The sequence below is a fragment of the Enterococcus viikkiensis genome (genome assembly GCF_005405345.1).
Lineage (GTDB): Bacteria > Bacillota > Bacilli > Lactobacillales > Enterococcaceae > Enterococcus_A > Enterococcus_A viikkiensis.
In genome coordinates, this window is record NZ_BJDW01000008.1 from 34,964 (window position 1) to 61,427 (window position 26,464).

Sequence of the window (26,464 nt, forward strand, 5' to 3'; positions counted from 1 at the left end):
AATCGTTCCTAGTATCACCAAAAGTTCAGTCGACACTCCTCCCGTAATCAGGAGGAGTGTATTTTTTTATTTTATTAAAAAGATTTGGTTTGGACGTTTCCCGATTTTAACAGGCTATCTATAAGGCTTTTCTTTAATTAGCATTTAATCTTCCCTTTTTAAATTTTGATGCGCTTTCATTTTTTATTTGCTAGTATTGAGTTAATGAATCCACGGAGGACAAAAATGAAGAAAAAATTATTTTTAATGCGTCATGGAGAAACGTTGTTTAATCAATTAAAAAAAGTTCAAGGAGCTTGTGATTCCCCTTTAACCGAAAAAGGAATTCAGCAAGCAAGACGGGCGAAGGATTATTTCAAAGAGAACAACATCGCTTTCGATCACCTTTACTCATCTACCCAAGAACGAGCCAGCGATACTTTGGAAATCGTTTCTGACAGTCAAAATTATCAGCGGCTCAAAGCGTTGAAAGAGATGGGCTTTGGTTCTTTTGAAGGCGAGCAGCAATTCTTACAGCCACAAGGGCAGGAATATTTTGACTCTTTTTATGTACAATTTGGCGGCGAATCGATGGTTCAGGTGCAAACAAGAATGACCAAAGCCCTTCACCAAATCATGAAGCAAGACGATCATCACATAGTACTAGCGGTCTCTCATAACGGTGCTTGTATTAGCTTCTTACAGACGATTTGGCAAAAGGAGAAGCCTAAATTAATCCGCTCATTTCCTAATTGTACGATTTTCACTTTGACTTACGAAGATCAGCAATTTCAACTGGAAGATATCATTGATCCAGCGACAAATTTAAGTATTCTATAGAAAAAGCAGTGCTCGTACCCCTTCGATACTAACGATCATTTTCGTTTTTACCTGTTGGTTTCCTGACGCCTTATGGGTAGCCTTCAAATTAAAATGAATGCCAAATAAAGCAATCAATGTCATTGAAAATGAAACTATTTTTCCCAATGCTGCCAAGTGTTTCTTAGAGCATCTATTGGCAACGCCTCAATAAGAAATTCCTTCTAGTCCATTGACCACTGGCTGGAAAGGGGTTTCACTTCCAAGACAAATTCTTCGTACTTTTGATTGCTTCGCTGTACAATAAATGTATTACATTCAAAGGAGTGTCACCTATGACAAGTTATGAAAAACGAACCGATGATCATTTACTTTCTCCAGAGAATACCGTATTGACGGTAATTGATTATCAACCCACCCAAATCAATTCCATCAATTCCATGAACCGTTCTGAGTTGATCCGCAACACCGAGATCGTGATTGAGTTAGCCAAACTCTACAATATCCCGATTGTGCTTTCTACAGTAAATGTCGAAAAAGGTTGGAACACCGATACGATCCCCGTCTTAAAAAAAGCAGTCGGCGAAGATGCACCCTCGTATGACCGCAGCTCCATCAACGCTTGGGAAGATAAAGAATACAACGAAGCGATTAAAGCCACTGGACGGAAGAAAATTTTGATCCTAGCTTTATGGACCGAAGCCTGCTTAACCTTCCCAACCTTAGATGCATTAAAAGAAGGTTACGAAGTTTATCCCATCGTCGATGCTGTTGGTGGTACATCAACGATTGCTCACGAAACTGCCTTACGTCGAGTCGAACAAGCCGGCGCGCAATTAACGTCAATCGCCCAACTCGCTTGCGAATTACAACGCGATTGGAACCGCGAAGAAACGGTCCCAGGCTTTGACGAACTGTTAACGAAGTTTGGTGCATTTTCAAATTTGAGATAATTAAAAACTCATCTTACTGAACCGATCCCCAAAAGTTAGACCAAAATCTGAGCTTTGGAGGTCGGTATTTTTATGACGAAATGTAACTTTGAACCAAAGCTGAAAATCATTTGTGAGTATTTAGAAGACAAGTGGGTTGCCAATACCTGGCAAAAAACTATTTTGTTAAAAGCAAGAAACAAGTGGGCGATCGGATCAATACCCATCAATCATTCGGTTTCGCAATGTCATATCAGATACTGACAAGTTATCCATAATATCACTTACACGAATGGTTCCATTTATTTCTAACAAAGACATGATTGCTTAAAATCGCTCGTTTTTAACATTCAATATCCTCTATTCTCTTTATGGTATCCATTTTTGTTGAAATGTTCTAGCTTTAGTTTCGTTATTTGATCATTATTAAACAAAAAAAACTTGAGCAAGAAAATCCTACGAGATCTTCTTGCTCAAGTAATTTAGCTAACTTTAATCACCGCCAGCAAAAATTTCTTCCCGATTGTAGATTGGTGTATGATCTTTCAAATCTTCGATCGTGCCAATTTGTTTTCCTTTTGAATAGTAGCCGTCTAATAGACCTAATGATTGAAAAATCGTTTGCTTATAGGCAATTTCTGCATTCCACTCTGTTGTATCAAGAATCTGCAATGCCTTGTGAATCGCTTCGATTCCTGTTTCACCAGGAGCACTGATTAAAACGCCATGACTATTTAATAGTAACATGTTTGGAATTGCTAACTGCTCTTTTTCCATATAAGTAGAAACCAATTCAGCTAATTCCGTCGAACAGTTTGGTTCAAAATCAAGCACTGGCACATAGCCAATTTTTTGAGTCGCTTCCGTTAAGTTGGGCATATCCAATCCGGAAGTTGCCCAAAACATCGCGTTTGGGGCATGGGCATGTAGTACCGCTTTAATTTCTGGGTTTGTATCATAGACCGCTTCGTGCAAATTAATTTCCCGTGTTAATTGTCCTACTCCGTCGATCACTTTGCGAGTGTGTGGTTCTACTACTAAAATCTGAGCTGGCGAAACCTCACCTAAATAAGCCTCTGACATCATTGTAGGGGTCATAATAATATATTCTTTTCCATAATCATCTGTTGTTTTGAAAGAAAAATTTCCTCCCGCAACATTCGTATTCTTTCGTGCGAAGATCAACTTCACAATCCGTGCTAAATCTTCTCTTTCTCTCTCAAAAATCATCCGTCCGTCTGACATAGTCGAGACCACCTTTTCTATTTTTTGAAAAATTTTTTACTAGTAATCGCAGTTTGAGCCGCTTTTCTGACTTCCATCGCTTCTTTGTACTTTTGCTTTCTGCGGCCATCGTATTCTTTAAATAAGATCGGATTGCCATACTTGTATACACAGATTGCCAAAATAATGGCGATAAAATTAAAGATCAGCTGCTGGGTCATGAAGGCTAAGAGAAAACTAATAATCGCAAGAAAGAGAACTACTAACCATTTCGCTTTTTCTTTATTTTCTTTATTGTTTGTCATTCGATTTTCCTACCCTTCAATGGTTTGAATTAACCAGCGACTTTCACGCCACTAACTTTTTTATCTACTGTTGCTTCGTACCTTTGGCTTGGAACCTTGACTTTATTCATGTATTTGTACAACCAAACAAACATGGCAATAAAGACGATCGCACCAACGATTCCTAAAATATTTCCTTTAAAAGCTTCAGCAAATAAAATTCGAAACTCTGGCCCTTCAATTGATGACCACGTGATCTGCTGACCTTTTTTAATTCCGTCTACCGCTCCGGTTTTATCTGCTAAACCAGTTAAAATCGGAGTTAAATAAGTTGCTGCGTATAGATAGATTGGCATTGAAATAACACCCATGATCAGCATTCTGACAAGATTCCCACCAGTTAATAGCAACCCGCCGACTGCGATAGAATAGTTAATAATCCCAGCTAGGGGTAAAACTGCGTTGCCTGGCAAAATAATTGCGTAGCCAATAAAGACCGGTACTAAAAGAATCGCTGTTACCCAAATTTCTGAACGACCAGCCAATACAGGCCAGTCCAAACCAATATAGACTTCGCGATCTTTGAAACGTTTCTTCATCATTTCAGACATCGCATCTGCTAATGGAGAAAGTGATTGCATGAACATTTTAGAGATCATTGGGAACAATGCCATCGCTGTAGCGATTTGGATAGCCAAGTTCAATGAACCTGATACACCGTATGCCGCAGCTAATCCTAGGCCCAATCCGATGATGAAGCCCATTACTGAGTTTTCTGAGAAAATCCCGATTTTTTTCTTTAAAGCTTTAGTATCTGCCTGTTTGTTAAAGAAAGGAATTTTATCCATAATAATATTGATTGGCAACAAAAGTACCGCTGAAATATTCATTAAGTGAGTAACCGTTACCAATGGAATGCCTGTTAAATCTTCGATATGGCGTTGGAACATATCCCCCATCTTCAATTCTAAAATTACTTGCGCGATTGCTGTAGCAAAACCAGCTAATAAACTGCCGCTGATAAAATACACTAGATATGCCGTCAACGCTTTGCCCCAAACGTTCCACATATCAACGTTGAGTGTCTTCGTCCAATTCAAAACCAACATGACAAAGTTAACTCCTAAGACAACTGCGAAAAAGACAAATGCGTAAGACCATGACCAAGTAATACTCGCAGCTCCAGTCCATCCCAAGTCCAGGGCCGGAAGATTTAAACCGGTATTTTTAGCTAATGCTTCTGAAGCCGGGCTAACTGCGTTGGACATAAAACCGATTACCATCGACATTCCGGTAAAAGCGATCCCTAAAGTAATCGCTGACATAAATGCTTTCTTTAATTTCATTCCGGCAACTAATCCTAAAATCAAGATGATCAATGGAACAAAAATCGCCGAACCCAATCCTAAGATATAATTAATAATGTCTTGAAATATTTGCACTTTTCCCACTTCTTTCTATAGTAAGTTTTTTTATTCGACTAACGCTTTGATATCATCATAAATCTGCTCTGAGCCCATCCCCGTCAAGAAAGGAATTCCTGGGAAAACCTTAACACCAAGTTCATCAGCTTTTTCTAAGACTTCATCATCTGGCTGCGCAACGTATACATAAATACCAGTTGAGGGTAATTCGGTTTGAATCGATTTATAATCAACCGCATCAACCGGGAAATCAATTCCGTCATCTTCTAACAAACTAGCGATCTTACTCGCGATTGTTTGGCTTGTTGCTACGCCACTTCCACATGCTACAATCAGTCTTCTTTTCATCATAAATTCCTCCTAAACTTCTCTATTAAATATTGTTAGTAAACAATTGATAGGTTTTATTGATATCTTTTTCGTTAATAAATTCAGTGACAAACTCTTCTTTCATGAATAATTCCATAAAAGCTTGCAGTAAACCAACTTGACTTTTCGGATCTTTAATACCCAAGAAAAATAAATTTTTCACCTTCATTTCTTGGCTATCACCCATTTGTTTGACTTTTACCTCATCTTTAAGGCGAGCAATGTACACAAATGGCCTCTCAATATACTCTGGATCAGAATGCGGTAGTGCAATATTGACATGCTGGGTAATCAATCCGGTAGGAAATTTTTCTTCCCTAGCGATGATCCCGTTTAAGTAACCCTCGTTTACGAATCCGAGCTCCTTTAAGTGTTCCGCAACCTGCCGAAAAACTTCGACCTCATTTTCTCCCTTCAACTCAAGGCTAATCAGTTCTTGATCGAACATCTCCTTGTAATTCATCATTTCGCTCCTTTCTGATAAACGTTGAAACGTTTTGTTAATATTTGTTAAATTTTGTTTTACAATGTAAATATAAACCGCTGGTTTTCATTTGTCAACGCTTTCTTTATTTTTTTTAATCAAAAAAGCACATTTATTTTCAAAAATATTCTGATTTATTTAACAAACATTAACACAACTTAACAGTTTTTGCTTGCATTTTTCCTTTTCTAATGCTATTAATTGTATATAAGAATTCTAGCTTGACTGACTATTTTGTAAGAGCTTACTTATTAAGGAGTGTTTTCTATGTTGAAAAAGGAGCGGCAAGAAAAAATTTTAACTTTGCTGCATAAGAACGATTACTTATCAATTCCAGAAATATCGACAAACTTAAATGTTTCAGATATGACGATCAGAAGAGATATCAATGAACTGGCAGATCAATCGCTATTAGTAAAAATTTATGGTGGGGCTCAAAAGCTAGAGAAGATTGAGCAAGAATTATCGACCCAAGAAAAAATCGATACGAATGTGACCGAAAAACAATTTATCGGTAAAGTAATGAATAGTATTATTTCAGATAATGATACGATTTATATTGGAGCAGGAACAACTATGCTCCACGCCTTGCCCGAAATCAAAAAAGCAAACTTATTTGTCATCACAAATAGTTTGCTGGCCTTTAATTATTTAATTCATAACACGGATTATCGAGTCTTGCTGACCGGCGGAGAGTTTTCTCGAACAACGGAGGAATTTTATGGTGAAATCGCTGAAAAAAGCTTCGATAACATCAACATTGATCGAGCGTTTGCTGCTACTAATGGTGTTTTTGACAATAATGTAACCACTGCTAATCCTGTTGAAGGTTCAATTCAACGTGTTGCTTTTAAACACGCTAGAAAGAAATATGTCGTGGCTGATAGTTCAAAATTCAATCGGTCTGATGTCTATACCTTCTATTCGTTGTCAGATATCGATTGTTTGATTACAGATGATAAGTTAACCAATACAACTCGTGATTACTATAATACCTTTACTAAGATTTTGAAGGAGGAGCATGCATGATTTTGACAATTACCCTAAACCCATCGATGGATTATAATTACTTAGTTCCTTCGCTTACGCTAGATCAAGTCAATCGTGTAGAAAACCCTCATACTTCCATTGGCGGTAAAGGGATTAATGCGGGTCGAGTCATTGCACAGTCAGGTGGGAAGGTCATCTTAACTGGCATCCTTGGCGGCCCAGTTGGTCAAAATATCCTAGATACCTTAATAGGAGAAGATCGATATCAACTAGAGTTTTTGACCGTCGACGGCAATTCTCGTAATGCAATCACTATCATGCACGATGATGATATTCATACAGAGTTAGTAGAGCGTGGTCTTTATTTATCAAAAAAAGATGAAGCAAGGTTCTTCCAACATCTTGCTCTGCTCTTAAATAGATACCCCATCAAGGTGATTTGTGTTTCCGGTTCCGTCAATTCCGACGATCCCAATTTTCACGGCAAACTATTGCAGTTTCTACGGGAACGTTTAGGCAATGAATTCCCGATATTGATGGATATCTCCGGTGAGCAATTGGAACATTGTTTAGCAAATCCTGCTATTCGGCCTAGCTTTATTAAACCTAATACGCACGAATTAAGTGAATTGATTGGAAAAGAGATCGATTCATTAGAAGAAATCATCACCATCTTAGAAACAAAACTTTTTGCCGAGATTGAGACGATCATGATTTCCTGCGGCGGTAACGGCGCCATCGTCAAGCATAATGAAACGATTTACAACGTTCGGATTCCCCAGGTTTCAATCGTTAATACAACAGGTTGCGGAGATTCTACGGTTGGCGGTATGGCTTATGCCATTAGTCAGAATTTTTCAATTGAAGATGCCATTAAATATGCTATGGCCTGTGGCATCTCCAACGCTCAATTCGAAACAAACGGTACGATTGATAAGGTACAATTAAAGACTTTTATTCCGGATATTCATTTGGAAAAAATTGCGGCTGTAAGTTCAAAAAGTTAAATTCGACCAGCATAAAAAGACTAGGCAGATTCTTGAGTCTTAGAATCTGCCTAGTCTTTTAATTATTTGTCTTTTGATGCATTTACAACCTATGCTCCGTCCGCTCAATAATATCATCTTGTGTCGCCTTCGATAAGACATTGAAGAACGCCGAATAACCAGCCACACGAACAATTAAATCACGATGCTTTTCTGGGTGTTCTTGCGCATCAATCAAGGTTTCTCTTGAGACCACATTGTATTGGATATGATACCCATGCAGCTTATTGAAGAAAGCCCGCAGCAACATGATCAATTTTTGTTTATCTTCTTCTTTGGCAAGTGTTTGAGGATTGACCTTTTGATTCAGTAAAACACCACCAAGAATAGCTTCGGTCCGCAACTTCGACACAGATTTCAATACAGCTGTCGGTCCGTTTTTATCCATGTTATGAGAAGGGGAGCAGCCTTCTGCCAGCGGTACCCACGCATTTCGGCCGTCCGGTGTCGCCATGGTTGCTTTTCCTTGGCCCACATTCGCTGAGATCGATGACGTTCCTGAATAGCGGATTCCGCCGATTGGTCCTCTTCCATAGCGCATATTGGGGTATTTGGCAATTTCATCGATGTAGCTGTCATAGGCTGCTGTAATTAATTGATCGACACGATCGTCATCGTTTCCGTATTTTGGTACATCATTTAAGATCATTTGCTGGATTTCTTGGCTACGTTCACTTGCATAATCCGTCATCAAAGCTTCCCACAACTCTTTGGGTGTGACCTTTTCTTCATCAAAAACCAGCTGCTTGATGGCTGCTAATGAATCCGCCATATTAGCGATCCCGACTTGCAATCCAGAAATAAAATCATAGACCGCACCGCCTTCTTTTAAGGTCTTGCCGCGGCCGATACAATCTTCAGTTAATGCTGAGCATAAAATATCAGGCACATCCCGTTCTAATCCTAAATCAATCGCATTTTCTACAATCACACTCATGCGGGTCAGCTCACGCACCGTTTTGTCCCAAGCCATTTGAAGCTCCTCATAGGAATGCATCTCTTTGAAATGTCCATAGCCTTGAACAAAGCGTTTTCCTGAAACAGGGTCAATCCCATCATTCATAGCAATCATCAAAATTTTCGGGAAATTCATATAGCTCATACCGGTACAGCGATAACCCCATTTTCCCGGAACCGCCGTTTCCACACAACCGATCGCACTATAATCATAGGCATCCTCTTCCGTCACTCCTACCTTCATGAAGGAGGGAATAATGATCTCATCATTGTTGAACGCCGGCATGCCAAAACCTAGTTTCATCACTTCGATACACTCACTCATGAAACGATTGTCTAACCCCGCATGATAACGTACTGTCAAATTCGGTTGCGGCAATTTGGTTTGGGCAACACTACGTAAAACTAAGTACGATAACTGATTAACTGCATCTTTTTTATCGCGGGTTTGTCCGCCGATCGTGACATTTTGATAAAGCGGGCTACCTGCACTACTGAACGTATGGGCTTGGCTACGGACCTTATTGACTGTTAAGGTTTTGATCCAAAGATTCGTCAAAAGTTCCACCGCTTGATCTTCCGTAATCGTCCCTTTGTCCAAATCCGTTTTTAAATAAGGATAAATGTATTGGTCAAAACGTCCATAAGACAAGGAATGACCATTTGATTCAATTTGTAAAAGTAATTGAATGAACCATGTCGCTTGAACCGCTTCTTGAAACGTTTCAGCTGGTTCATAAGGAACCTTTCCACAGATCCGGCTAATTTCTAATAATTCCTCCCGCCGTTTAGGATTCGCTGTTTCCGCTTTTTCTTTAGCCAGCGCTGAGAAGCGTTCCGCAAAAGTCTTTACCGCGTCAATCATAATTAAGACTGCTTTGTAAAACTGATACTTATCCAAGCTTTCTGGAATCGTCAAATCTAGTGCGGCTTTTTCCTTTTTCGTTCGTTCTTCATACCCCTTCAACCCCACTCGCAGCATTTGTCCATAATCTACCGCCAAATGAGCGTCGCCAGAATTCAGCTTGCCTTCCATTCCGAAAAAACCGGTCTCCATAAAAACACTGACTTCATCTGGCAATAGTGCCCAGCCTTTGGCCCGTAAATTATTATTTTCCCAAAATGGTGCGATGGAGCGTAGCTCTTCTTTGGTTTTATCCGTGATATAGAACACATCCCCATCACGTTTTTCAAACAAATCCAATTCATTCAGAACAAATTCCATCGTGTATTCCGGAAAAATTGGTGCATCTCGATTAGAAGAAGCTTGATTGCCTACGATCAGCGTCTCTTCTTCAATAAAAATCGTCATCTTTTCTAAAATATTCTGCAGCATCAGCGCCCGTTTCACTGTACTCGGTTGATTTTGATGCTGTTGATAGGCCTCCGTCGCAAGCAACGCCCGTTCTGCATCAATATACGGTTTTTTCGTCAAAACAGACTCACGAAAACGATTCATTCGATCCGATAATTGCCCAAAATACGGTGCCTTCAGTTCTTTTGTTTGGATACTCATGATTAGCCCTCCGTTTTTCATTCGTAACTTATTATATCTTCTTTCGTAAATATAGTAGCATGTGAATAGAAATACAGTCAAGCGGATTTAAAACGGTTCCAAAATGAAAAAAGATATTGCACAAATGTGCAATATCTTAAAAAGGCTGACAACAATCAGGTACATATTACGTTTTCTAACAAGCAATACGAGTAGGTAATCGAACATTTATTAGTACAGAAGTCTGTTCTCGATTTTATACTGTAAATACCTCAATCCCCTGCTTTTTCAAAAATCTCAATGCTTCTTGATCCATTTGCTGATCAGTGAACACCTTACTGATCTCACTGAAAGCAAACTCAGAAACGACACCCTTTTGAGAAAATTTGCTAGAATCGGTCAAAACAATCGTTTGATTGGCAGCCGTCGCTAACGTGCGAGTGGTATCGCAACGTGTAATGTCACTACCGGTAAACCCGCGGCGTTGGTCAAATCCGTCAATCCCGACAAATAATTTATCGACATAAAATTCACTGATCACTTGCTTGACTAATGGTCCCACGTTGACTTGCGATTCTTTTTGATATTCCCCACCGATCAAAATCACTTTGACGGATTCGGCCTTTCGAATATAAGACGCGATAAAGCAGGAATTCGTAATGATGGTGATGTCGTTACGATTAAAGGCTAATTGTTCTGCTAAAAGTGCGCAAGTCGAGCCAGACTCGATCATGATCACCTCACCATCATTGACGATTTTACTAGCTTCCAACGCGATTTTGTGTTTTAAATCATAGTTTTGTGCCAAGCGGTAATTGATGTCGTCCATATTGTTTAACAATGCGTAGCCATGCTGGCGATGTAAAAGTCCCCGAGCTTCTAATTTGTCTAAGTCTTTACGGATCGTTACTTTCGAAACATTCAATAATTCCGAAAGCTCGTTTACTTCGATTTTCTTTTTTTGACTGACGATCGCCAAAATCTCTTCTTCTCTTGACATACGTACTTCTCCATTCACTTCTATCATTGGCTTTAGCCTATCACAATTTTCTCTTTCTAACAACTTTACGTACGTTTTGTATTTCGAACGTAATATATAATATTTACGTTAATAATTATTTGTGATACACTCAACTTGACAAAAGGAGGGCTTCTTATGATTGATCAGGCATGTATTTTCAATATCCAAAAATTTAGTATTCACGACGGACCTGGTATTCGGACCGTAGTCTTTTTCAAGGGCTGCCCTTTACGTTGCTACTGGTGTTCCAATCCCGAGTCCCAAGCCGGAAAGCCAGAAAAAATGTGGGACGCTCAAAAGAAGGCGCCGACGATGGTGGGTGAGTACAAAACAATCGACGAGATCATCGAAGAAGTCATGAAAGATGACGTCTTTTACGAAGAATCTGGAGGTGGCGTCACTCTTTCCGGAGGTGAAGTCTTATATCAAGCGGCATTCGCCACCGAATTGCTGCGGCAATTAAAAGCAAAAGGTATTCATACTGCCAGTGAAACCACCGGCTTTGCTAAAGCAGAAGTGTTCAAAAACTATCTCGAGCAAGTGGATCTCCTTTATTTTGATGTGAAACATCACGATGAAGAGCAGCACAAAGTTGGAACCGGTGTCTCACTACAGCCGATCCTGAAAAATCTTGCCTTAGCCCTTGAGAAACAGCAGCAGTTAATCGTCCGGATTCCAGTAATCCCTAACTTCAATGATGGGCCAGAGAATGCCACTGCTTTTGTGAACTTATTCAACCAAATGAACATCACAGCCGTCGAACTCCTGCCTTTTCATCAGTTTGGTGAAAAAAAGTATACCTTGCTAGAACGTGACTATCCCTTGCACGATGTCCCGCAGCTCCATTCTGAAGAGCTAGATTATTTTAAGGAGATATTAGAAGCCCATCAGATTCAGTGTCTTATTCAATAATAAAAAGCTGAACCCATTCGTGAATGGGTTCAGCTTTTTATCCTCATATTTCTTCTAATTAGCGAAGCAAGTCAATACCGGGATTTTTTAATACCGTGAGAACCTGTTCTTTGGTCGTCAAAGGAACATCGCCGTGAATCGTGTGAGCTAAAACGGCATTCATTGTTGCAAACTCGACCGTCTCGACTAATGACCAACCTTCTGCATAGCCAGCTAAAATACCCGCAGCATACGCATCGCCAGCGCCAATCCGATCTAAGATAGTTAGTTCATGTCTCTGACTGACCACCTGTTCCCTACGATTATAAAGAAAGCCTTGCAGTTGTTTTTGATTCTTTTCATGGGTTTCATTCTATCGCTGTCGGTTATGAAATAGGGTTACCTGAAAAAAAAGTAGTTAACGATCCGTTCTTCGTTAACTACTCGTTTTTTATAATTCTTCAATCGGCAAGTTCATGCCTTTCCATCCTTCCATCGCACCGGCCAATTCATAGGCTTCAAAACCAGCTGATAATAGAATCAACAGAGCTTCTTTTCCTAACGTTGTCCCGCCAGTCCAGTCGTAGACAATATAGGTCTTAGTTTTATCCAATTCTGCCAAATGGTCTGCTAAATCTTTAGCAGGCATCGCAATTGCCCCTTTGATTTGATCTTTTTTTACTTGTGCTGGCGCGTTACGGACATCTAAAACGACATAAGGAGAATCTTCCTTATCCATATTTTCTAAAACAACAAAGTGGTTGATGTATAGGCTCAAGTAGGTTTTTAATAGCTCAATTTTCTTTTCGTTCATTTTTATTACTCCATTTCTTTCGTTAATTTGGTGGTGCCTTGTTTAATTTTATTTAATAGGTAGAAAAACTGGTCGATCTCTTTTTCAGACAATTCCTCCATCAGCGTATTAACAAATTCAAAATTATCCGGCAAAAAAGCCTCCAGAGCTTTTTTCCCTTCATCAGTCATTTGAATCTGAACCGCCCGTTTATCTATTAGCGACGGGATCTTTTTGATTCGCTGTTCTTTTTCCATACTGTTTAACAGCTTGGTAATGGTAGCTCGTGAAGCCCCGAGTTTTTCTGCCAATTCAGATGGTAGCAGCCTGTTTTCTTTCGCTGAATTCAGAAACATCAAAATAATAAACTTTGATTCAGACAAACCATACTGCGCTAAGACCTGATCGTAAGCCTTCTGCATCTCACGATAGGTCCACTGCAGTTCTAAAAACAATAGTGACCGTTCTGAATTTGAAGATTTCGCATATTGATCAATAGTCAACTTCATCCGTTGATTGTTGGGGCGATCTTTGAACGTAAATCTTTCCATGAGTCTCTCCTTCGAATTTGATTAGCCGGCTAACTAAATTCAGTATAAACCTATTTTGATAAAAGTCAACTTGTGCGGCTCAGATCTTTTCAGTCAAAAAAGGTGAAGGCTCCCATCCATACGCACGTCAAGAGCCTTCACTTTATTATTTTTCTAATAAATAATAATCCAACTGAAATTTTCGATTTCCCTTCACAAGTAAATTCCGTTGCTGAGGCGTTGGATAATAACCCACTTTGATCGCTTTGGCACTTTACAGGTGTTAGGATGGACATTTTGATCAGACAATCATTTCTGTTCTAGCCCTTGAGGACACAGTAAAAAGCAGGACCTGATCCTCAATAACTACTCGATTCGAACTTTCACCCATAAAATCAAATACTTGTGGAGTGACGCGTCTTCCTAGACGGTTTTATTTCTTCAAATCATACCTTTTGAAAGCAAGGATTACTCCTGTTTTCCCGACCGTTTGTGCGTTCAGGATGATTAGATACATTTTTTCTATTTTATGAAAAAAGCAAATCAAGCAATTTCGCTTGATTCGCTACCTATTTCTATGAATTAAATTACCCTTCATAATCAACTGTCGCTAGTGTCTCTTCTTTCGTCAACTGTTTGATCCCCATGTAATACCAAATGCCCGTCAATACTGCCGAAACTCCATCAGCAAATGGTGCCGCATGTAGTAAACCGTCCATTCCCCATTGTCGCGAGAAAATCAAAATAGCTGGGATCAATAAAATGATTTGCCGCGTCAAGGTCAAGAAGATCGCAGAACGAGTCCGTCCAGTGGCTTGGAAAAAGTTTGACGCGACGATTTGAAAGCCAATCACTGGTAAAAATAAAAACCAAGACCGTAAAGCTTTGCTGCCAAAAGCAACCAACTCTGGTTCACGGTTGAACAGACTGACTAACAGCTCTGGCGCCACTCTGGTGAGGATCCAACCAACGACGACAATCGTCGTAGCGGTTAAGATCGCTAACTTCTGTGCTTCTTTGACCCGCTGATATTTTTTAGCCCCAAAGTTGAAACTAACGATTGGCTGCGCCCCTTGAACCAATCCAGTAATGGGCATCAAGAGTATTGTTTGCACACTATTGACGATCCCCATTCCAGAGACAGCGATATCTCCGCCATAGACTAATAAATTCATGTTCAGTACCACATTCAGCAGACTATTTCCTAGCTGCAATAAGAAATTAGGTAACCCTAGCGCCGTAATCCGCGTCGCCGTGTGGAGGCGAATTCGCATATTTTTCAGCTGAATCTGATGGTGGCTACGCCGACTAAAGAAATACGCCAGAATCCACACCATTGAAATAAATTGAGACAAAATCGTCGCAGCCGCCGCCCCTGACATACCCATTTTTAAAACATAAATAAAGATCGGATCGAGAATAATATTGACACCGGCACCCATAAACATCGTGATCATCGCCAATTTTGGTTGACCGTCTGCCCGTAAAAAATTATTCAAACCTAAACTAACGATTTGAAAAACCGCACCAAAGAAAATGATACGCATATATTCTGTCGCAAAAGGCAACACTGTTTCACTGGCACCAAACAACTGTAAAACCGGTCCCAAAAAAAGCTGCCCTAAAATCATAAACAGCACTCCACTGAAAAGCAGCAAGGAAAAGGCATTTCCTAGAGCTAGTTCTGCCTCTTGCGGCTTCTTCTCTCCAAGCTTCATGGAAAAAAGTGTCGCACCTCCGACACCAAATAATAATCCGATGGAAAGCAGAATGATCATAATAGGAAACCCTATGGTGATGCCTGCTAGTCCATTCGCGCCTAAATCAGGTGCATTGCCGATATAAATGCGGTCCACCACATTGTACAAGGCATTGACCATCATGCCGATAATTGCTGGAATCGAAAACTTGATTAATAAATTTGAAACCTTCTCAGTTCCTAAAGGATTTGTTTCTTCCATCTTATTCTCCTCACTTGTGTTCATACTTCTTATTCACTGCCTAGCTAAACCTTTTACCGATCCATCGTTGCGGAGGTTTCCCTATTTTTTTCAAACGCATCCACTTTATCTACCAACTCTTCTAAGATGGAAAAGATAGCTTGTTGTTTTTCTTCATCAAAGTCCCCTAACAAAATCTTATTCCATTCCATCAAACTGTTTTTGATGCCTTCTCTGATGGTTACTCCCTTATCTGTCAAAAAGACGCGGTTACAGCGTTTGTCTACTTGATCTTTTTCTTTTCTTACAAACCCTTTTTGCACCAAAGCTTGGATTGTTCGAGTCATTAAGGCCTTGTCCACTTGCAAATAATGAGCGATCTCTTCTTGAGTCACTCCCGGATGTTCATAGAGGAACATCAAGACCGGCTGCTCCGCTGATGTGACGTGATAGGGTTTCAACGCGGTATTTAAATAGATCTGATTCTTACGATACAAAATCGAGATCAATCTTCCTGGAACTTTATCCATAGCTACCTCCCACTAGTAATTGACTTGTCAACTATTATTTTAAGTACAGCTCGTTGATAAGTCAACTATTATTTTGCAAGAAAAAAGGATCCAACGAATTCGTTAGATCCCGTTACTTCTCGCTGTTTAAAAGGTTCATCAACTCAAACCCGGTATTGACCTTTGAATAGATTGAGCAAACCACAAAAAGAGTTTTTCCGCCAAAGACAACTTTTGCGAAGCGGCGGGAAGAAGCTGGGATATGATGGTGTCCATGAATCACACCGAGAATATTATATTCCGCAAAAAGTTCTTCGATTCCCGGTTCTTGGCAAACATTTTCCTTATTATACGCTTCGCTCGTTGGTGACAGTAGGCTCAGCTCATTAAACAATGGGGCATGAGAGACGATCACCGTTGGTATTTCTCGATCCTCTCCCAGCAACTCTTTCAATATTTTCAAAAGAAATCGTTGAACGGCTGCCTTTCTTTGAACTAACGCCACGGGGATCGTTAATCCAATATACCGAACACCTTCATGGATTAAACCTTCATTGTTCAATACGTGCATTTTCGCAAAACGTTGCGTCAACTCACCTTTCACTACTTCATAAAAAGGGGCATCGCCGATTGGTAACAAATATGAAGCTTCCTCTGGATCAGTTGTTAGAGCTTTGAACCATTCATAGTGGAAAAATGATTGCCATTTTTTCCAATCATTCGTCGTGGTATCCGCACTTTCTGGCAGCACATCTAGTAATTCGTGCATTCCTATAACATAGATTCCAGCAATCTCCTGATTCTCTACCTTAGAATCTGAAACATCTCCAGCCAAGATATTAAAGTTTCGATTGACGAAAGGCAACTGCCCCTCAGTCGCATGAATATCTGAAAGTACATTGATCAAGTTCCGGTTTTCGGCGGAATGGACATTTTCAAAGGATTGGGCTAATTCATCTGGATGAACGCTATGGGCAATATAATTCTCACGTAAATGAGTGAGCTCTTTGCCATATTCTGAGCGCAATAATGGCTGAGTATTGATCAGCGGCTGGTTTGTTAGCTGCAACGCATTTTCGATACCCTGTTTGACTTCCTGTGGCAATAAAGCCAAGGCAGTTTCGATATTCGAATGAATCGACAAATTATTTTCTAATAATAGAGGATCTGGTTCAGTCGAATCCAACAGCCGCACATTTCCTCCGTCGATCATCAAAGGCAGTGCATTGGTCGCCTGTATAACAAAATTCAAATATTCCGAAAGATAACCGGAGATACCGGTTTTAAGATTCTCACTAAATAAAAACTTTCCGGCTAAATTGGCTGACAGTGGACCCGTCTCGTCGTGCTGCATCAGACGCCCGGTTACTTGGATCTCTAGTAACGGATTTTGCAGAATCGCGTTGTAAGCCTGCTTCACGTCAAAAGAATTTTCGCTTACCTTTTGGCCTGAGACTTGAAAAATACTTTTGACTAAATAGTTTTCAATCGTTGATTGGTGCAATTCGATATATTGTCGAACTCCTTCTGGCCGAATCAAGTATTGGATTCCCGCTCGTTGGATATAGTTCCGCGCGGTATCATAAGGGATCGCCGAATAAACCAAATCCCCCTTTGTTGAGATACTTAGGGAGTGATCTCGCGTATTATACGTCAATTGAAAATACTCATTTTTAAAGACCGTCTTATTGACGGGGCGGCGCTTATTTTCCGGAAACAACTCGATGCGCGAGGCTAAAGCCAATGGCAAGTGGATTTTATCGGTCTGAGGTAAAAAGCCTTTTCGTCTACTGAGTTTATTTTCATCGTCAGCCATTCAAGCACCTCCTTCTTCACAGGTTCTATTTGCGAAAATTATACCGCAAAAATTGATCAGCGAGACATTTCTGATAAAAAATTTTGTGCGTTAAGCTTTCTCTAAGCTTTGCCTTGTAGACTGCACTTATGGCTGAGTAAGGCAGGAACAAAAGACCGAATCAAACAAATCTAGCAAATGCTTGAGTCAATGATCCCCTAAAAACAAGAAACAGCCCAAAGAACTTCGATTAGGTTCTTGGGGCCGTTTCTTCAATCTTATTTTTCGGTCTCTACCTTCGTATTGGCAGTTCCACGTTTTTCTTTATGGTACTCTATCAATGCTCGATTGAAATTTGCAATCAAGGCGGTAAGAATTCCTACACCAATCAGCACATAGACGATGGTAAATACTTTCCCCAGCGCTGTGTGGGGAATAAAATCGCCATACCCCACCGTCGCAAGAGTCATCACCGCAAAATACAGCGCATCAAGATAGGCCATGCCCTCAATATTATGATAAAAAACGGTCCCAATCACTAGAATAAATACTACCGCTAGTATAACGGCCTTTTGTTCCTCTTGTTTAAATAAAATTTTTAGAATACGCCAGAGGCTTCTGAATAATAAAATAAATGAGATCATCGACGGTCTCCTTTAATTTGTTACCTCTATCGTAGCATTACTTGCTAGAATCACAAAATTATTCTAGGTTTGATTACAAAAAATTTGACGTATTTCCTCATTCAAGTCGCTTCTACCAGTATAAACGAGCTTAAATCCAGCCAAATTTCACACAAGCATTATAAATACCGTCCTCAACATTGCGATCCGTTACATAATCCGCCCGCGCTTTCAGCTTCTCGGCTCCATTCCCCATCGCAATACTCGTCCAACTAGGATCGAACATGACCAAGTCATTCAAATCGTCGCCAAAAACAACTACCTCTTTTTGCGGTAAGGTTAAATAATCCAGCACATCGAGAATCCCTTGTTTTTTATTATCGTGCTGACACATGATATATTCTGGCACGAAACGCAGTTTGGTAAATTTTTCCGGCTCTGGGATCAACGGATCTTGTTCTTTTGACAACGCTAAATAAAATTTAAAAATTTCTGGGGCTTCATCTACCTTGAAGTTTGGATCAATCACATAGTTTGTCGGTTCTTGTCGTGGGCCAACTTGCTCGCGAAATAGATCATTGGCAGCATAGACTTTTTCCGAATCATCTAAAACAATCAGCACGCCAATCCCTAGCCGCTCGGCCTGATGGATCACGGCTAACGCTTCCGCCCGATCTAACGGCGTATTTTTCACCAACTGATTATGGAGAACTAACCCCATCCCACCGGAGCAAACCATATTTTCTAAACCAAGCGACTCCAATAATCCGCGGCATTTATAGTGAGCCCGGCCTGTCGCGATAGAAACGAAATGACCGTTTTTTTCTAGCAACTCCAGCGCCCGTTTCGCACTTGGAACGACTGTTCCGGTCTTCCGATCCGTCAAGGTTCCATCAATATCAAAGAAAAACACCTTCTTTTCCATACTCTCCCCACTTTCATTTTTTTCTTGCTACGCCCTGTCTTTAATGCTTTCTCATTGTATCACAGCGCCACCAGGTAAAAGCCTAAAAAAGTGAACAGCCAATTTGGCTATTCACTTTTTTAATCGATTCAATTGTTTTGAAGCTCTTAGAAGTCATTCCAATCGTCTTCGGCGCGTTTGCGTTGCGCTTTTGTTGCTCGTTTAGGGCGTTGCTCCCGTTGTCTATCACGTTGTTGTCCAGCTTCTTTTGGCATCAACAACATAAATAAGATATATAACAAGATCGGTCCGCCATTAAGCACGATCGTTGCAAAAACAAAGATTACCCGAACAATCGTTGGATCGATGCCAAAATATTCGGCAACACCGGCTAATGTACCGGTCAACATTTTATTATTTTGTGATTTAGTCATTTTTTTACTCATCACTGATGCTCCTTTAACTATTAGAATCCTTTAAAAAAATATTTCCAGTCTTGGAAGAAACGGTGATTTTCGCAGTTTCAGTCGCGAATCGTTGAAAATGCAGCGTTTTTTGATTTCCTTCGTTTCTTTCTTGAATCGTCTCGCAATTCGCGAAGCGGTAATTGATCGTTCCTTGATCCGTTTTCCCCGTTCCTTTTAAGCCTAGCCCTCTAGGTAACGCGACTTTCACATCCCCGTCGACAGCACTAGCTTTGATTTTTTTCAAGGTTTCATTTCCAGCAGTAATCTTGATGTCGCCATTGATCGTAGCATAGTCACCACTAATGATCGCCGCTTTGGAAATAATCGTGCCATTGACCGTCTCAATCGTTGACTCGAAAACATCGCCAGCTCGCAGTTCGATCTGATTATTAGTCCCTTGGATCTCTAAGCTCGTCGCGTCGATATCGTCAATCCTAATAATACCTGCAGTGGACTTAATCAATACTTCTTTAGCTGCCAATTCTTCAACCCGCAGATCACTAGTCAAGAGCTGCAACTTTGCCTGTTGATAGTGGCGCCTTGGCAAGTAGAAGGTCACGGTCGCTTCCACTCGTTTATTCGGTACATGAAACAGAATCTGATCATCGTCAATCTCGATCTGGCTGCGTTCCAAGAAAGCCTCCAACGGGTCCGCGTCCTCAATGGCAGCGAATAACGTGACTTCAGCATCGACTTTCACGTCATTAACCGTTTCATCGGTCCACGCCTTGAGAATAACTTTGCCCTTGGCAAGCTTGATATCCAGTAAGGTTGCATCGATCGACTCAAATAAGAATTGATGGCTAAAATGTACATTTCTACGCTGCGGCATCTGCTTGTCTATGTCCTTGAAAGCCCCACTCCCACTAACTGTTTCAGAAACTGTCTGAACAGTTTTACTCATTAATCGTTCTAATCGTCCCACAAAATTTTGCGGCTCTTCCGTTGATCGATTCAGTGGTGGATAATGCTGCTGGTCAAAATCATCGGGGATTCCGAAAAAGTTTGGTGTTTCTTCTGAGGCTGTATAATACTCCGTCTCTGGGGTTTCACGTGCTTGCTTTAGTTGTTGAATCTCTGACTCTAGCTGTTCTATTTCTTCTTTTAATTGCTGATAGCGTGACTGATTTTCTACTGAAATGATGCCTAACTCTGCTTCCAGATTCAGTTCACGGTATTCTTCCTGATTGTCTCGCAGCTGCTTGCTTTTTATTTGCAACGTTTGATCGAGCTCAGCAATTTTTTCCGTTACTGAGTCCTGTTGGTTAGTGGATTCAGTTGTGTCCATATGTTCCCATTCATTGAGTAAGCTAGTTACGCTATCGGTAGGTTGCGACGCAGGTTTGATTTCCAGTTCGGCTTTTTCAGCTACTTTTGACGCACTAACCGTTGACGAGTCTGACTTAGATCCGGCTTCGATAACTACGGTTTCGGTTTTCTCTTGAGGGAATTCTGGTTCTGCTTCCATAGTTGGTTTACTTTCCTCTGGTTTTTCAGTCCCCAATTCAGCTGGCAACGGCATATCTGCTATCACTGCTTCTGCTGATTGATCCACTGCAGCGGGCTTTTTTTCAAGATGTTCTAATAAATCTAACCCTTCTTCAGATGACAAGATTCCTTTTTTAATTGCTGCCAAGATTTGTTCCCGTTCATTCATATGGCTCTCTCCTTGTCGCTTTTTGCTATAAACCTATTATGCAAGAACTTTAGCCCTTCGTCATGGGTCGAAAGGACTATTTTTTCCTTAAAAAGACTGCCTTTCTGATGGCTAGAATAATTGACAGTCCAGCAGCAAGAGACTAAACTCATACATACCGTTGATCCATGACCCGCGAACTGAAAAGGGACACTACAATCGTCTAGCAAACCCCGATACCCTATTTACGTTATTTTTTGAAAGAAGGACTGTCTATATGCAAATTCGTGAAATGATTCCTCAAGATAGAAAACGTCTGCGGGAACTTTATTTAGAGAGCCGCCGCCAGACGTTTTACTGGAATGATCCGCTACTGATGCACGAAGAAGATTTCGACCGGGATACGCAAGATGAGCAGATTTTCGTGGCGATCGAACAACAGCAGATCGTGGGCTTTATTTCTATTTATCTACCAGAAAACTTTATCCATTGCTTGTTCATTCAGCACGAGTTTCAAGGTCTGGGCATCGGGCATTTGCTGATGCAGCAAGCCAAAAAAGTTACCCAGCGACCGATTCGGTTAAAATGTTTGTCTCGCAACCTTGGGGCACTCGCCTTTTATGAAAAAGAAGGCTGGCAAAAAGTCCATGAAGTGAAGCTTCACGATCCTTATTGGGAAATGATTTTTCAAGACTAAAAAGCTGGCTTTTCTTATTAAGAATCCTTTGATTTTCCAACGGGATTTACAAACGAAACCGTTTACATCACTTCTAGCCAATAGTAGACTTAATTTATACTCGAATTAGGACGTGATGACATGGATATCAAAGCGATCGTACTGGACATCGACGGTACATTATTAACTTCAAAAAAAAGGATCTCTCCAAAAACGAAGCAGGCCTTGCTCGATGCCCAAGAAAAAGGGATCAAAGTGATCTTAGCTTCCGGTCGCCCTACGACAGGAATGTTTGAACTGGCTGAGCAACTAGAAATGGCGAAATATGAAGGTTATCTCGTTTCCTATAACGGTTCTCGCGTGACTGATTGCAAGACCAAGAAAGTCTTGTTCAATCAAGCCATGAGTGTTGAAACCGGACAAGCGATCTTGGAACACTTAAAAAAATTCGATGTGATGCCGATGATTGACAAAGAAGACTATATGTATGTAAATGACGTTTACAACAATAACTTGGAGTTGCCGGAGGGCGATTTCAATATCATTCGATATGAATCCCGCGGCGGCAATTTCAAGCTATGCGAAATTGATGATCTCGCGGCCTTCGCCACTTTTCCAATCAATAAAATTTTGATCGCGGCCCAATCAGAATACTTGCAGGAAAATGTTGAAGCGATTCACGCACCTTTTGATGAAGTTGTGACTGCCGCTTTTTCGGCCCCTTTCTATTTTGAATTTACGGATAAAGGGATTGATAAAGCGAAGGCTTTAAACACCGTTTTTCCTGCTTTGGGAATTCATTCTTACAATATGATTGCTTTTGGCGATGGTCAAAATGATCGTACTATTATCGAATACGCCGGTATCGGTGTCGCAATGGGCAATGCTGTTGAGGAACTAAAAGCGGTGGCTGATGACGTGACCCTTTCCTGTGATGAAGATGGGATTGCGGCCGGTTTGGCAAACTATTTATAATCCGGTCCAAGTCAACAAAAAGTTCCCCACATTCAATCTCAAATGTGAGGAACTTTTTTCATTTCTTAGCACTTTTACTTTTAGCTTCGGACAGCTCATTGACTAAATTTTGGCTGTCGACAATTGATTGTGGCATCACATAAGGGTCCATTGAGACTAGTGGAAAGACTTCCGGCACGCCTTCTCTTGTTCCTGTAGTAATCAAGCCATCGTAAGTCAAGATTTTTTGGAATAGAGCACCATTATCCTCTAGTGACCCTTCATAATGATGGGTTTCAAAATTACCATAAATAATCTGGCTGATAATTTTCATAATAAATTTTTCTTCCGTTGGCGAGAGATCAGAAACAAGCAACAAATGGACCGTTTCCTCTTGGTTAGTCATCTCTTCTAAACTATCGACTTCCTCAGTCAATAAAAGATAGACATAATTTGTAATAAAGTCCTCTGTTTTATAAAATTGATGCGTTTGAATAAGTTCTGTGACCGTCTCAGTCACCTTATCCACCGTATACTTATGCATAATTCTGACCATCCGCAAAAAGACCGCCCGATTTTTTCGCAGAATCGTCAAAAAATCTCGATTTTCGTCATAATGATAAACATCGTTCACTAAAACTGTCGTCAATTCCCTATGGCACGCTTCATCTACCGATTTGCCTAACAATTGGATGAAGCGATCCAACAAGTTTAAATGTACCTCAAACAACTGTCGGTAACGTGGATGGTCGTCATTGGTTCTTAGTATAAGTGTAACTATTTATCTGTACGACTTCTTGATAATACATCCAAAATTTGATTTAAATTCATTTAGAAAGTGGTCATGTACATACTCAATTCTTTTTTTAATTGGGGTTGCATATGAACGCCAACGATTTGCTTTACAAACTGTCCGTCTTTCAAAATAAGCATCGTAGGAATACTTTGAATGCCATATCGTTTAGCAATTTCTGGATACTCGTCTATATTCACTTTACTCATTTGTAATTCTGCTGCCGTATATTCTTTCTCCAATTCTTCCAAAATTGGGGTTTGCATTCTACACGGCCCACACCAAGGAGCCCAAAAATCAACTAAATGCAAGCCTTTTTTGATTGTAAGATCGTAGGTTTTTTCTGTTAATTCTTTCATATTTTTTCCATCCTTATTTTTTGATAATCATGTTAATTGCTTGTTCCACTTTCTGCGATTGTTTATCTAAATCTAATTCCGGATGGTCTAAACACGACTTCAAATTTTCAGCGACAATCATTCCCATAATCCGGTCAACACTCGATCTAACAGCACTTAATTGGGTTATAACATCAATACATTCTTTTTCTTCCTCAATCATTTTCTGAATCCCACGTAGCTGACCTTCTGCGCGCTTTAAACGATTCAGAACATTTTTATCACAAGTCCCCATAGGCTTAGGCTAATTCTCCTTTCCATGCGGACATACCACCCATCACATTGACCACTTCATAGCCTTCACTACTTAAAAAATCACAGGCCATTGCTGAACGTCCGCCAGATTGACATATAATATAGTATTTTTCATTTTTACTTAACAAATCAATGTGTTGCTGTAATCCGCTTAAAGGAAGTGTCTTAGCGGATGGAATATGACCTCTTTCAAACTCATCTGCTTCTCTAACATCAATAATTGTCACTGAGTCTGCTTTAGACTTTTGATAAAATTCATCTGCACCAATTGAACTAAACATATTTTATATCCTCCGGTCTCACTGCTTTATATAAAGAAAATGCACCATCTAAGTTTTCTACTTTAAATCCAGCTTGTTTTAAAATTCTCTCGCCGACATAGCTTCTCAAACCGCTATGACAACTTATAATATATTCTTTTGTTGGGTCCAATTCAGAAACTCGGCAGCGTAAATCATTTAGTGGGATATGAATCGCTTCTTTAAAATACCCATTAGCTAATTCGCTTTTTTCTCGAACATCCAATAAGACCTTTCCTTTAGCGAGTTCTTCTGTCACTTCGTACCATTGAATTGTGTTACTTAACCCTTCGATCTGGTTCAGAGCGACATATCCAATCATATTGACTGGATCTTTTGCAGCACCAAATGGTGGCGCATAAGAAAATTCTAATTCAGGTAAATCAAAAACAGTAAGCCCACCTTTAATCGCTGTAGCTAGAATATCGATCCGCTTATCAATCCCTTTTTCACCAATTCCTTGGGCGCCATAAATTTCACCCGTTTTAGGATTAAATACTAATTTTAAAACTACTTCTGTCGCTCCAGGATAGTAACCTGCATGATCCTTTCCAGAGATATGAACAACTGCCACATCAAGCCCAGCCAGTCTAGCAACACGCTCACTTAATCCTGTTGAAGCAGCACTCAAACCAAAGACACGAACAATTGCCGTACCAATACTTCCTTTATTTTTGCGATTCAATCCGGCAATCACATCCGCGACTTGTCTACCTTGTCGATTAGCTGGGGACGCCAAAGAAATTAGGGCATCTTCACCCGTGATTTGTTGTTTGACTAAAATCGCATCTCCTACTGCATAAATATCTGAAAGATTCGTTTGATACTTATCATCAACCAAAATGCCTCCACGTAATCCTAATTTGATTCCTGCGTCTTTCGCTAGAGTCGTTTCAGGTTGAACCCCTACTGACAAAATGGTTAAATCTGATTGCAATTCAGTTCCATCCTCTAAAACAACCAATTTCCCTTGGTTTTTAAATTCTGTAGCCGATTGCGAAGTAATCACTTCTACTCCTCTGCTAACTAATTCATTTTTAACAAAAGCAGCCATTTCTTCATCTAATGGAGGCAAAACGTGAGGAGCTTTTTCAATAAGAGCTACTTCCAAGCCACGTTTTTTTAAGTTTTCTGCCATTTCTAACCCAATGAATCCAGCACCGATCACAATTGCTTTTTTAGGATCTTCCTGATCTATATTTGCCATTATTTTATCCAAATCAGGTACATTTCTTAAACTATAAACATTCGTTGCTTCGGCTAATCCAATAATCGGTGGAATAAATGGTTTGGCTCCTGGTGATAAAATCAACTTGTCATAAGATTCTGTCATCATTTGATCGTTGTGTTTAATTGTGACTGTTTTATCCGCGGGATTGATTGCTGTCACTTCATGATAAGGTCTCACATCTAAATTAAAACGTGCACGTAAAGCCTCTGGCGTTTGTACTAATAAACTGTCTCTAGCTTCAATTTCTCCTGATACGTAGTAGGGTAAGCCGCAATTGGCAAATGAAACAAATGGCCCTTTTTCTAAAATAATAATTTCAGCATCTTCCATTAATCGACGTAATCTAGTCGCAGCTGACATTCCTCCAGCGACTCCACCTACGATAATAATTTTTGTCATAATTATTTTCCTCCTCTTATTTGACCTGTCCATTGGCTCATACCACCACGAATATTTACTACGTTATACCCTTTTTTCTGTAATATTTTTGCGGCTTTTTTACTGCGCATCCCTGATTGACAAATCACATAAACGTCCTCAGTCAAACTCCCTTTATAGTCATCTATCTTATTTAATGGAACATTTTTAGCTTTCAATATATGCCCTGACCGGTATTCTCCCGGCGTCCGTACATCAAGTAAATGAATCGTGTTTTTTACTCTTTCTTGCAACTCAGTTACTGAAATACTTGGTACTGTATTAAACAATCCAAACATGCTATCTCTCCTTTATTAAAGCATTTTACA

At 40.1% G+C, this 26,464-nt stretch carries 31 protein-coding genes; 7 read left to right on the forward strand and 24 right to left on the reverse strand.

Annotated features, from left to right (window positions below; translation table 11 throughout):
- Window positions 1–225: 225 nt before the first annotated feature.
- The gene (locus FFM67_RS05715) at window positions 226–819 is read left to right on the forward strand and encodes a histidine phosphatase family protein (RefSeq protein ID WP_137613621.1); all 594 of its coding nucleotides are present in this window, start codon (window positions 226–228) and stop codon (window positions 817–819) included.
- A gap of 314 nt (window positions 820–1,133) precedes the next feature.
- A complete protein-coding gene (locus FFM67_RS05720) occupies window positions 1,134–1,751 on the forward strand; it encodes a hydrolase (RefSeq protein WP_071862470.1) in 618 nt (205 codons plus the stop codon).
- Between the two features lie 195 nt (window positions 1,752–1,946).
- Here FFM67_RS05720 and FFM67_RS12505 read toward each other — a convergent pair whose 3' ends face one another.
- From FFM67_RS12505 to FFM67_RS05750, 6 genes are all read right to left on the reverse strand, one after another.
- On the reverse strand, window positions 1,947–2,051 hold the full coding sequence (locus tag FFM67_RS12505) for a DeoR family transcriptional regulator (protein ID WP_137613622.1): 105 nt from the start codon (window positions 2,049–2,051) through the stop codon (window positions 1,947–1,949).
- A 171-nt stretch (window positions 2,052–2,222) separates the two neighbouring features.
- The gene (locus tag FFM67_RS05730) at window positions 2,223–2,975 is read right to left on the reverse strand and encodes a class II aldolase/adducin family protein (protein ID WP_137613623.1); all 753 of its coding nucleotides are present in this window, start codon (window positions 2,973–2,975) and stop codon (window positions 2,223–2,225) included.
- A gap of 17 nt (window positions 2,976–2,992) precedes the next feature.
- Window positions 2,993–3,259 (reverse strand): hypothetical protein, encoded by a 267-nt coding sequence (locus tag FFM67_RS05735; RefSeq protein ID WP_137613624.1) that lies wholly within the window; start codon window positions 3,257–3,259, stop codon window positions 2,993–2,995.
- A 29-nt stretch (window positions 3,260–3,288) separates the two neighbouring features.
- Window positions 3,289–4,680, reverse strand: coding sequence for a PTS galactitol transporter subunit IIC (locus FFM67_RS05740; RefSeq protein WP_137613625.1), 1,392 nt, complete (start codon window positions 4,678–4,680; stop codon window positions 3,289–3,291).
- A 30-nt stretch (window positions 4,681–4,710) separates the two neighbouring features.
- Window positions 4,711–5,010 (reverse strand): PTS sugar transporter subunit IIB, encoded by a 300-nt coding sequence (locus tag FFM67_RS05745; RefSeq protein WP_071862458.1) that lies wholly within the window; start codon window positions 5,008–5,010, stop codon window positions 4,711–4,713.
- A gap of 25 nt (window positions 5,011–5,035) precedes the next feature.
- On the reverse strand, window positions 5,036–5,494 hold the full coding sequence (locus tag FFM67_RS05750; protein ID WP_137613626.1) for a PTS sugar transporter subunit IIA: 459 nt from the start codon (window positions 5,492–5,494) through the stop codon (window positions 5,036–5,038).
- Window positions 5,495–5,782: 288 nt separating this feature from the next.
- Between FFM67_RS05750 and FFM67_RS05755 the strand changes: the two genes are divergently transcribed.
- On the forward strand, window positions 5,783–6,544 hold the full coding sequence (locus FFM67_RS05755) for a DeoR/GlpR family DNA-binding transcription regulator (RefSeq protein ID WP_137613627.1): 762 nt from the start codon (window positions 5,783–5,785) through the stop codon (window positions 6,542–6,544).
- Window positions 6,541–7,512, forward strand: a complete 972-nt coding sequence (locus FFM67_RS05760; RefSeq protein WP_137613628.1) for a 1-phosphofructokinase family hexose kinase — start codon at window positions 6,541–6,543, stop codon at window positions 7,510–7,512. The genes FFM67_RS05755 and FFM67_RS05760 overlap by 4 nt, the downstream gene beginning before the upstream one ends.
- A gap of 82 nt (window positions 7,513–7,594) precedes the next feature.
- Here FFM67_RS05760 and FFM67_RS05765 read toward each other — a convergent pair whose 3' ends face one another.
- Together FFM67_RS05765 and FFM67_RS05770 are read right to left on the reverse strand one after the other, a co-directional pair.
- Complete coding sequence (locus FFM67_RS05765) at window positions 7,595–10,024, reverse strand: glycyl radical protein (protein ID WP_137613629.1); 2,430 nt, start codon at window positions 10,022–10,024, stop codon at window positions 7,595–7,597.
- A 235-nt stretch (window positions 10,025–10,259) separates the two neighbouring features.
- Complete coding sequence (locus FFM67_RS05770; RefSeq protein WP_137613630.1) at window positions 10,260–11,003, reverse strand: DeoR/GlpR family DNA-binding transcription regulator; 744 nt, start codon at window positions 11,001–11,003, stop codon at window positions 10,260–10,262.
- Window positions 11,004–11,159: 156 nt separating this feature from the next.
- Here FFM67_RS05770 and FFM67_RS05775 point away from each other — a divergent pair, with 156 nt between their 5' ends.
- Window positions 11,160–11,936 (forward strand): glycyl-radical enzyme activating protein, encoded by a 777-nt coding sequence (locus tag FFM67_RS05775; RefSeq protein WP_137613631.1) that lies wholly within the window; start codon window positions 11,160–11,162, stop codon window positions 11,934–11,936.
- A gap of 58 nt (window positions 11,937–11,994) precedes the next feature.
- Here the strand turns inward: FFM67_RS05775 and FFM67_RS05780 are convergent, their stop codons facing one another.
- From FFM67_RS05780 to liaX, 10 genes are all read right to left on the reverse strand, one after another.
- Entirely contained in the window at window positions 11,995–12,225 is a 231-nt protein-coding gene (locus FFM67_RS05780) for a PfkB family carbohydrate kinase (RefSeq protein ID WP_246042943.1), read from the reverse strand.
- Between the two features lie 141 nt (window positions 12,226–12,366).
- Window positions 12,367–12,729: a rhodanese-like domain-containing protein gene (locus FFM67_RS05785; RefSeq protein WP_137613632.1), complete on the reverse strand. Its 363-nt coding sequence runs from the start codon at window positions 12,727–12,729 to the stop codon at window positions 12,367–12,369.
- Window positions 12,730–12,734: 5 nt separating this feature from the next.
- On the reverse strand, window positions 12,735–13,259 hold the full coding sequence (locus FFM67_RS05790; protein ID WP_137613633.1) for a MarR family winged helix-turn-helix transcriptional regulator: 525 nt from the start codon (window positions 13,257–13,259) through the stop codon (window positions 12,735–12,737).
- 566 nt (window positions 13,260–13,825) lie between these two features.
- Complete coding sequence (locus tag FFM67_RS05795; RefSeq protein WP_137613634.1) at window positions 13,826–15,199, reverse strand: MATE family efflux transporter; 1,374 nt, start codon at window positions 15,197–15,199, stop codon at window positions 13,826–13,828.
- 53 nt (window positions 15,200–15,252) lie between these two features.
- Window positions 15,253–15,708, reverse strand: a complete 456-nt coding sequence (locus FFM67_RS05800) for a MarR family winged helix-turn-helix transcriptional regulator (RefSeq protein WP_137613635.1) — start codon at window positions 15,706–15,708, stop codon at window positions 15,253–15,255.
- 112 nt (window positions 15,709–15,820) lie between these two features.
- Window positions 15,821–17,503: a metallophosphoesterase gene (locus FFM67_RS05805; protein ID WP_137613636.1), complete on the reverse strand. Its 1,683-nt coding sequence runs from the start codon at window positions 17,501–17,503 to the stop codon at window positions 15,821–15,823.
- Window positions 17,504–17,760: 257 nt separating this feature from the next.
- Window positions 17,761–18,126 (reverse strand): potassium channel family protein, encoded by a 366-nt coding sequence (locus FFM67_RS05810; RefSeq protein ID WP_137613637.1) that lies wholly within the window; start codon window positions 18,124–18,126, stop codon window positions 17,761–17,763.
- A gap of 130 nt (window positions 18,127–18,256) precedes the next feature.
- Window positions 18,257–19,030 (reverse strand): HAD hydrolase family protein, encoded by a 774-nt coding sequence (locus FFM67_RS05815; protein WP_137613638.1) that lies wholly within the window; start codon window positions 19,028–19,030, stop codon window positions 18,257–18,259.
- Between the two features lie 146 nt (window positions 19,031–19,176).
- Window positions 19,177–19,455 (reverse strand): PspC domain-containing protein, encoded by a 279-nt coding sequence (locus FFM67_RS05820; protein WP_137613639.1) that lies wholly within the window; start codon window positions 19,453–19,455, stop codon window positions 19,177–19,179.
- Between the two features lie 13 nt (window positions 19,456–19,468).
- Complete coding sequence (gene liaX, locus FFM67_RS05825; RefSeq protein WP_137613640.1) at window positions 19,469–21,133, reverse strand: daptomycin-sensing surface protein LiaX; 1,665 nt, start codon at window positions 21,131–21,133, stop codon at window positions 19,469–19,471.
- A gap of 256 nt (window positions 21,134–21,389) precedes the next feature.
- Here liaX and FFM67_RS05830 point away from each other — a divergent pair, with 256 nt between their 5' ends.
- A complete protein-coding gene (locus FFM67_RS05830) occupies window positions 21,390–21,809 on the forward strand; it encodes a GNAT family N-acetyltransferase (protein ID WP_137613641.1) in 420 nt (139 codons plus the stop codon).
- Window positions 21,810–21,929: 120 nt separating this feature from the next.
- On the forward strand, window positions 21,930–22,763 hold the full coding sequence (locus FFM67_RS05835; RefSeq protein ID WP_137613642.1) for a Cof-type HAD-IIB family hydrolase: 834 nt from the start codon (window positions 21,930–21,932) through the stop codon (window positions 22,761–22,763).
- Between the two features lie 58 nt (window positions 22,764–22,821).
- Here the strand turns inward: FFM67_RS05835 and FFM67_RS05840 are convergent, their stop codons facing one another.
- The 6 genes from FFM67_RS05840 to FFM67_RS05865 all read right to left on the reverse strand — a co-directional run bounded on the left by FFM67_RS05840 (window position 22,822) and on the right by FFM67_RS05865 (window position 26,434).
- Window positions 22,822–23,451, reverse strand: coding sequence for a hypothetical protein (locus FFM67_RS05840; RefSeq protein ID WP_170177994.1), 630 nt, complete (start codon window positions 23,449–23,451; stop codon window positions 22,822–22,824).
- Window positions 23,452–23,573: 122 nt separating this feature from the next.
- On the reverse strand, window positions 23,574–23,894 hold the full coding sequence (trxA, locus tag FFM67_RS05845; protein WP_137613644.1) for a thioredoxin: 321 nt from the start codon (window positions 23,892–23,894) through the stop codon (window positions 23,574–23,576).
- A gap of 13 nt (window positions 23,895–23,907) precedes the next feature.
- Window positions 23,908–24,168, reverse strand: a complete 261-nt coding sequence (locus FFM67_RS05850) for a metal-sensitive transcriptional regulator (RefSeq protein WP_137613645.1) — start codon at window positions 24,166–24,168, stop codon at window positions 23,908–23,910.
- A gap of 4 nt (window positions 24,169–24,172) precedes the next feature.
- Complete coding sequence (locus tag FFM67_RS05855; RefSeq protein WP_137613646.1) at window positions 24,173–24,469, reverse strand: rhodanese-like domain-containing protein; 297 nt, start codon at window positions 24,467–24,469, stop codon at window positions 24,173–24,175.
- Window positions 24,462–26,117 carry an FAD-dependent oxidoreductase gene (locus FFM67_RS05860; protein ID WP_137613647.1) on the reverse strand — a complete coding sequence of 552 codons (1,656 nt, stop codon included), beginning with the start codon at window positions 26,115–26,117 and terminating at the stop codon, window positions 24,462–24,464. The genes FFM67_RS05855 and FFM67_RS05860 overlap by 8 nt, the downstream gene beginning before the upstream one ends.
- A gap of 2 nt (window positions 26,118–26,119) precedes the next feature.
- Entirely contained in the window at window positions 26,120–26,434 is a 315-nt protein-coding gene (locus tag FFM67_RS05865; RefSeq protein ID WP_137613648.1) for a rhodanese-like domain-containing protein, read from the reverse strand.
- Between the last annotated feature and the right edge of the window lie 30 nt (window positions 26,435–26,464).

What these genes read in the sequence shown, in the direction of transcription:
- FFM67_RS05815 (WP_137613638.1), bottom strand. Translation starts at nt 19,030, where the DNA reads ATGGAAAAGAAGGTGTTTTTCTTTGATATTGATGGAACCTTGACGGAT.
- liaX (WP_137613640.1), bottom strand. Translation starts at nt 21,133, where the DNA reads ATGAATGAACGGGAACAAATCTTGGCAGCAATTAAAAAAGGAATCTTG.
- FFM67_RS05775 (WP_137613631.1), top strand. Translation starts at nt 11,160, where the DNA reads ATGATTGATCAGGCATGTATTTTCAATATCCAAAAATTTAGTATTCAC.
- FFM67_RS05865 (WP_137613648.1), bottom strand. Translation starts at nt 26,434, where the DNA reads ATGTTTGGATTGTTTAATACAGTACCAAGTATTTCAGTAACTGAGTTG.
- FFM67_RS05730 (WP_137613623.1), bottom strand. Translation starts at nt 2,975, where the DNA reads ATGTCAGACGGACGGATGATTTTTGAGAGAGAAAGAGAAGATTTAGCA.
- FFM67_RS05770 (WP_137613630.1), bottom strand. Translation starts at nt 11,003, where the DNA reads ATGTCAAGAGAAGAAGAGATTTTGGCGATCGTCAGTCAAAAAAAGAAA.
- FFM67_RS05745 (WP_071862458.1), bottom strand. Translation starts at nt 5,010, where the DNA reads ATGAAAAGAAGACTGATTGTAGCATGTGGAAGTGGCGTAGCAACAAGC.
- FFM67_RS05820 (WP_137613639.1), bottom strand. Translation starts at nt 19,455, where the DNA reads ATGAGTAAAAAAATGACTAAATCACAAAATAATAAAATGTTGACCGGT.
- FFM67_RS05785 (WP_137613632.1), bottom strand. Translation starts at nt 12,729, where the DNA reads ATGAACGAAAAGAAAATTGAGCTATTAAAAACCTACTTGAGCCTATAC.
- FFM67_RS05830 (WP_137613641.1), top strand. Translation starts at nt 21,390, where the DNA reads ATGCAAATTCGTGAAATGATTCCTCAAGATAGAAAACGTCTGCGGGAA.
- FFM67_RS05850 (WP_137613645.1), bottom strand. Translation starts at nt 24,168, where the DNA reads ATGGGGACTTGTGATAAAAATGTTCTGAATCGTTTAAAGCGCGCAGAA.
- FFM67_RS12505 (WP_137613622.1), bottom strand. Translation starts at nt 2,051, where the DNA reads ATGTCTTTGTTAGAAATAAATGGAACCATTCGTGTAAGTGATATTATG.
- FFM67_RS05720 (WP_071862470.1), top strand. Translation starts at nt 1,134, where the DNA reads ATGACAAGTTATGAAAAACGAACCGATGATCATTTACTTTCTCCAGAG.
- FFM67_RS05800 (WP_137613635.1), bottom strand. Translation starts at nt 15,708, where the DNA reads ATGGATAAAGTTCCAGGAAGATTGATCTCGATTTTGTATCGTAAGAAT.
- FFM67_RS05755 (WP_137613627.1), top strand. Translation starts at nt 5,783, where the DNA reads ATGTTGAAAAAGGAGCGGCAAGAAAAAATTTTAACTTTGCTGCATAAG.
- FFM67_RS05855 (WP_137613646.1), bottom strand. Translation starts at nt 24,469, where the DNA reads ATGTTTAGTTCAATTGGTGCAGATGAATTTTATCAAAAGTCTAAAGCA.
- FFM67_RS05790 (WP_137613633.1), bottom strand. Translation starts at nt 13,259, where the DNA reads ATGGAAAGATTTACGTTCAAAGATCGCCCCAACAATCAACGGATGAAG.
- FFM67_RS05765 (WP_137613629.1), bottom strand. Translation starts at nt 10,024, where the DNA reads ATGAGTATCCAAACAAAAGAACTGAAGGCACCGTATTTTGGGCAATTA.
- FFM67_RS05760 (WP_137613628.1), top strand. Translation starts at nt 6,541, where the DNA reads ATGATTTTGACAATTACCCTAAACCCATCGATGGATTATAATTACTTA.
- FFM67_RS05715 (WP_137613621.1), top strand. Translation starts at nt 226, where the DNA reads ATGAAGAAAAAATTATTTTTAATGCGTCATGGAGAAACGTTGTTTAAT.
- FFM67_RS05835 (WP_137613642.1), top strand. Translation starts at nt 21,930, where the DNA reads ATGGATATCAAAGCGATCGTACTGGACATCGACGGTACATTATTAACT.
- FFM67_RS05860 (WP_137613647.1), bottom strand. Translation starts at nt 26,117, where the DNA reads ATGACAAAAATTATTATCGTAGGTGGAGTCGCTGGAGGAATGTCAGCT.
- FFM67_RS05735 (WP_137613624.1), bottom strand. Translation starts at nt 3,259, where the DNA reads ATGACAAACAATAAAGAAAATAAAGAAAAAGCGAAATGGTTAGTAGTT.
- FFM67_RS05810 (WP_137613637.1), bottom strand. Translation starts at nt 18,126, where the DNA reads ATGATCTCATTTATTTTATTATTCAGAAGCCTCTGGCGTATTCTAAAA.
- trxA (WP_137613644.1), bottom strand. Translation starts at nt 23,894, where the DNA reads ATGAAAGAATTAACAGAAAAAACCTACGATCTTACAATCAAAAAAGGC.
- FFM67_RS05750 (WP_137613626.1), bottom strand. Translation starts at nt 5,494, where the DNA reads ATGAATTACAAGGAGATGTTCGATCAAGAACTGATTAGCCTTGAGTTG.
- FFM67_RS05805 (WP_137613636.1), bottom strand. Translation starts at nt 17,503, where the DNA reads ATGGCTGACGATGAAAATAAACTCAGTAGACGAAAAGGCTTTTTACCT.
- FFM67_RS05795 (WP_137613634.1), bottom strand. Translation starts at nt 15,199, where the DNA reads ATGGAAGAAACAAATCCTTTAGGAACTGAGAAGGTTTCAAATTTATTA.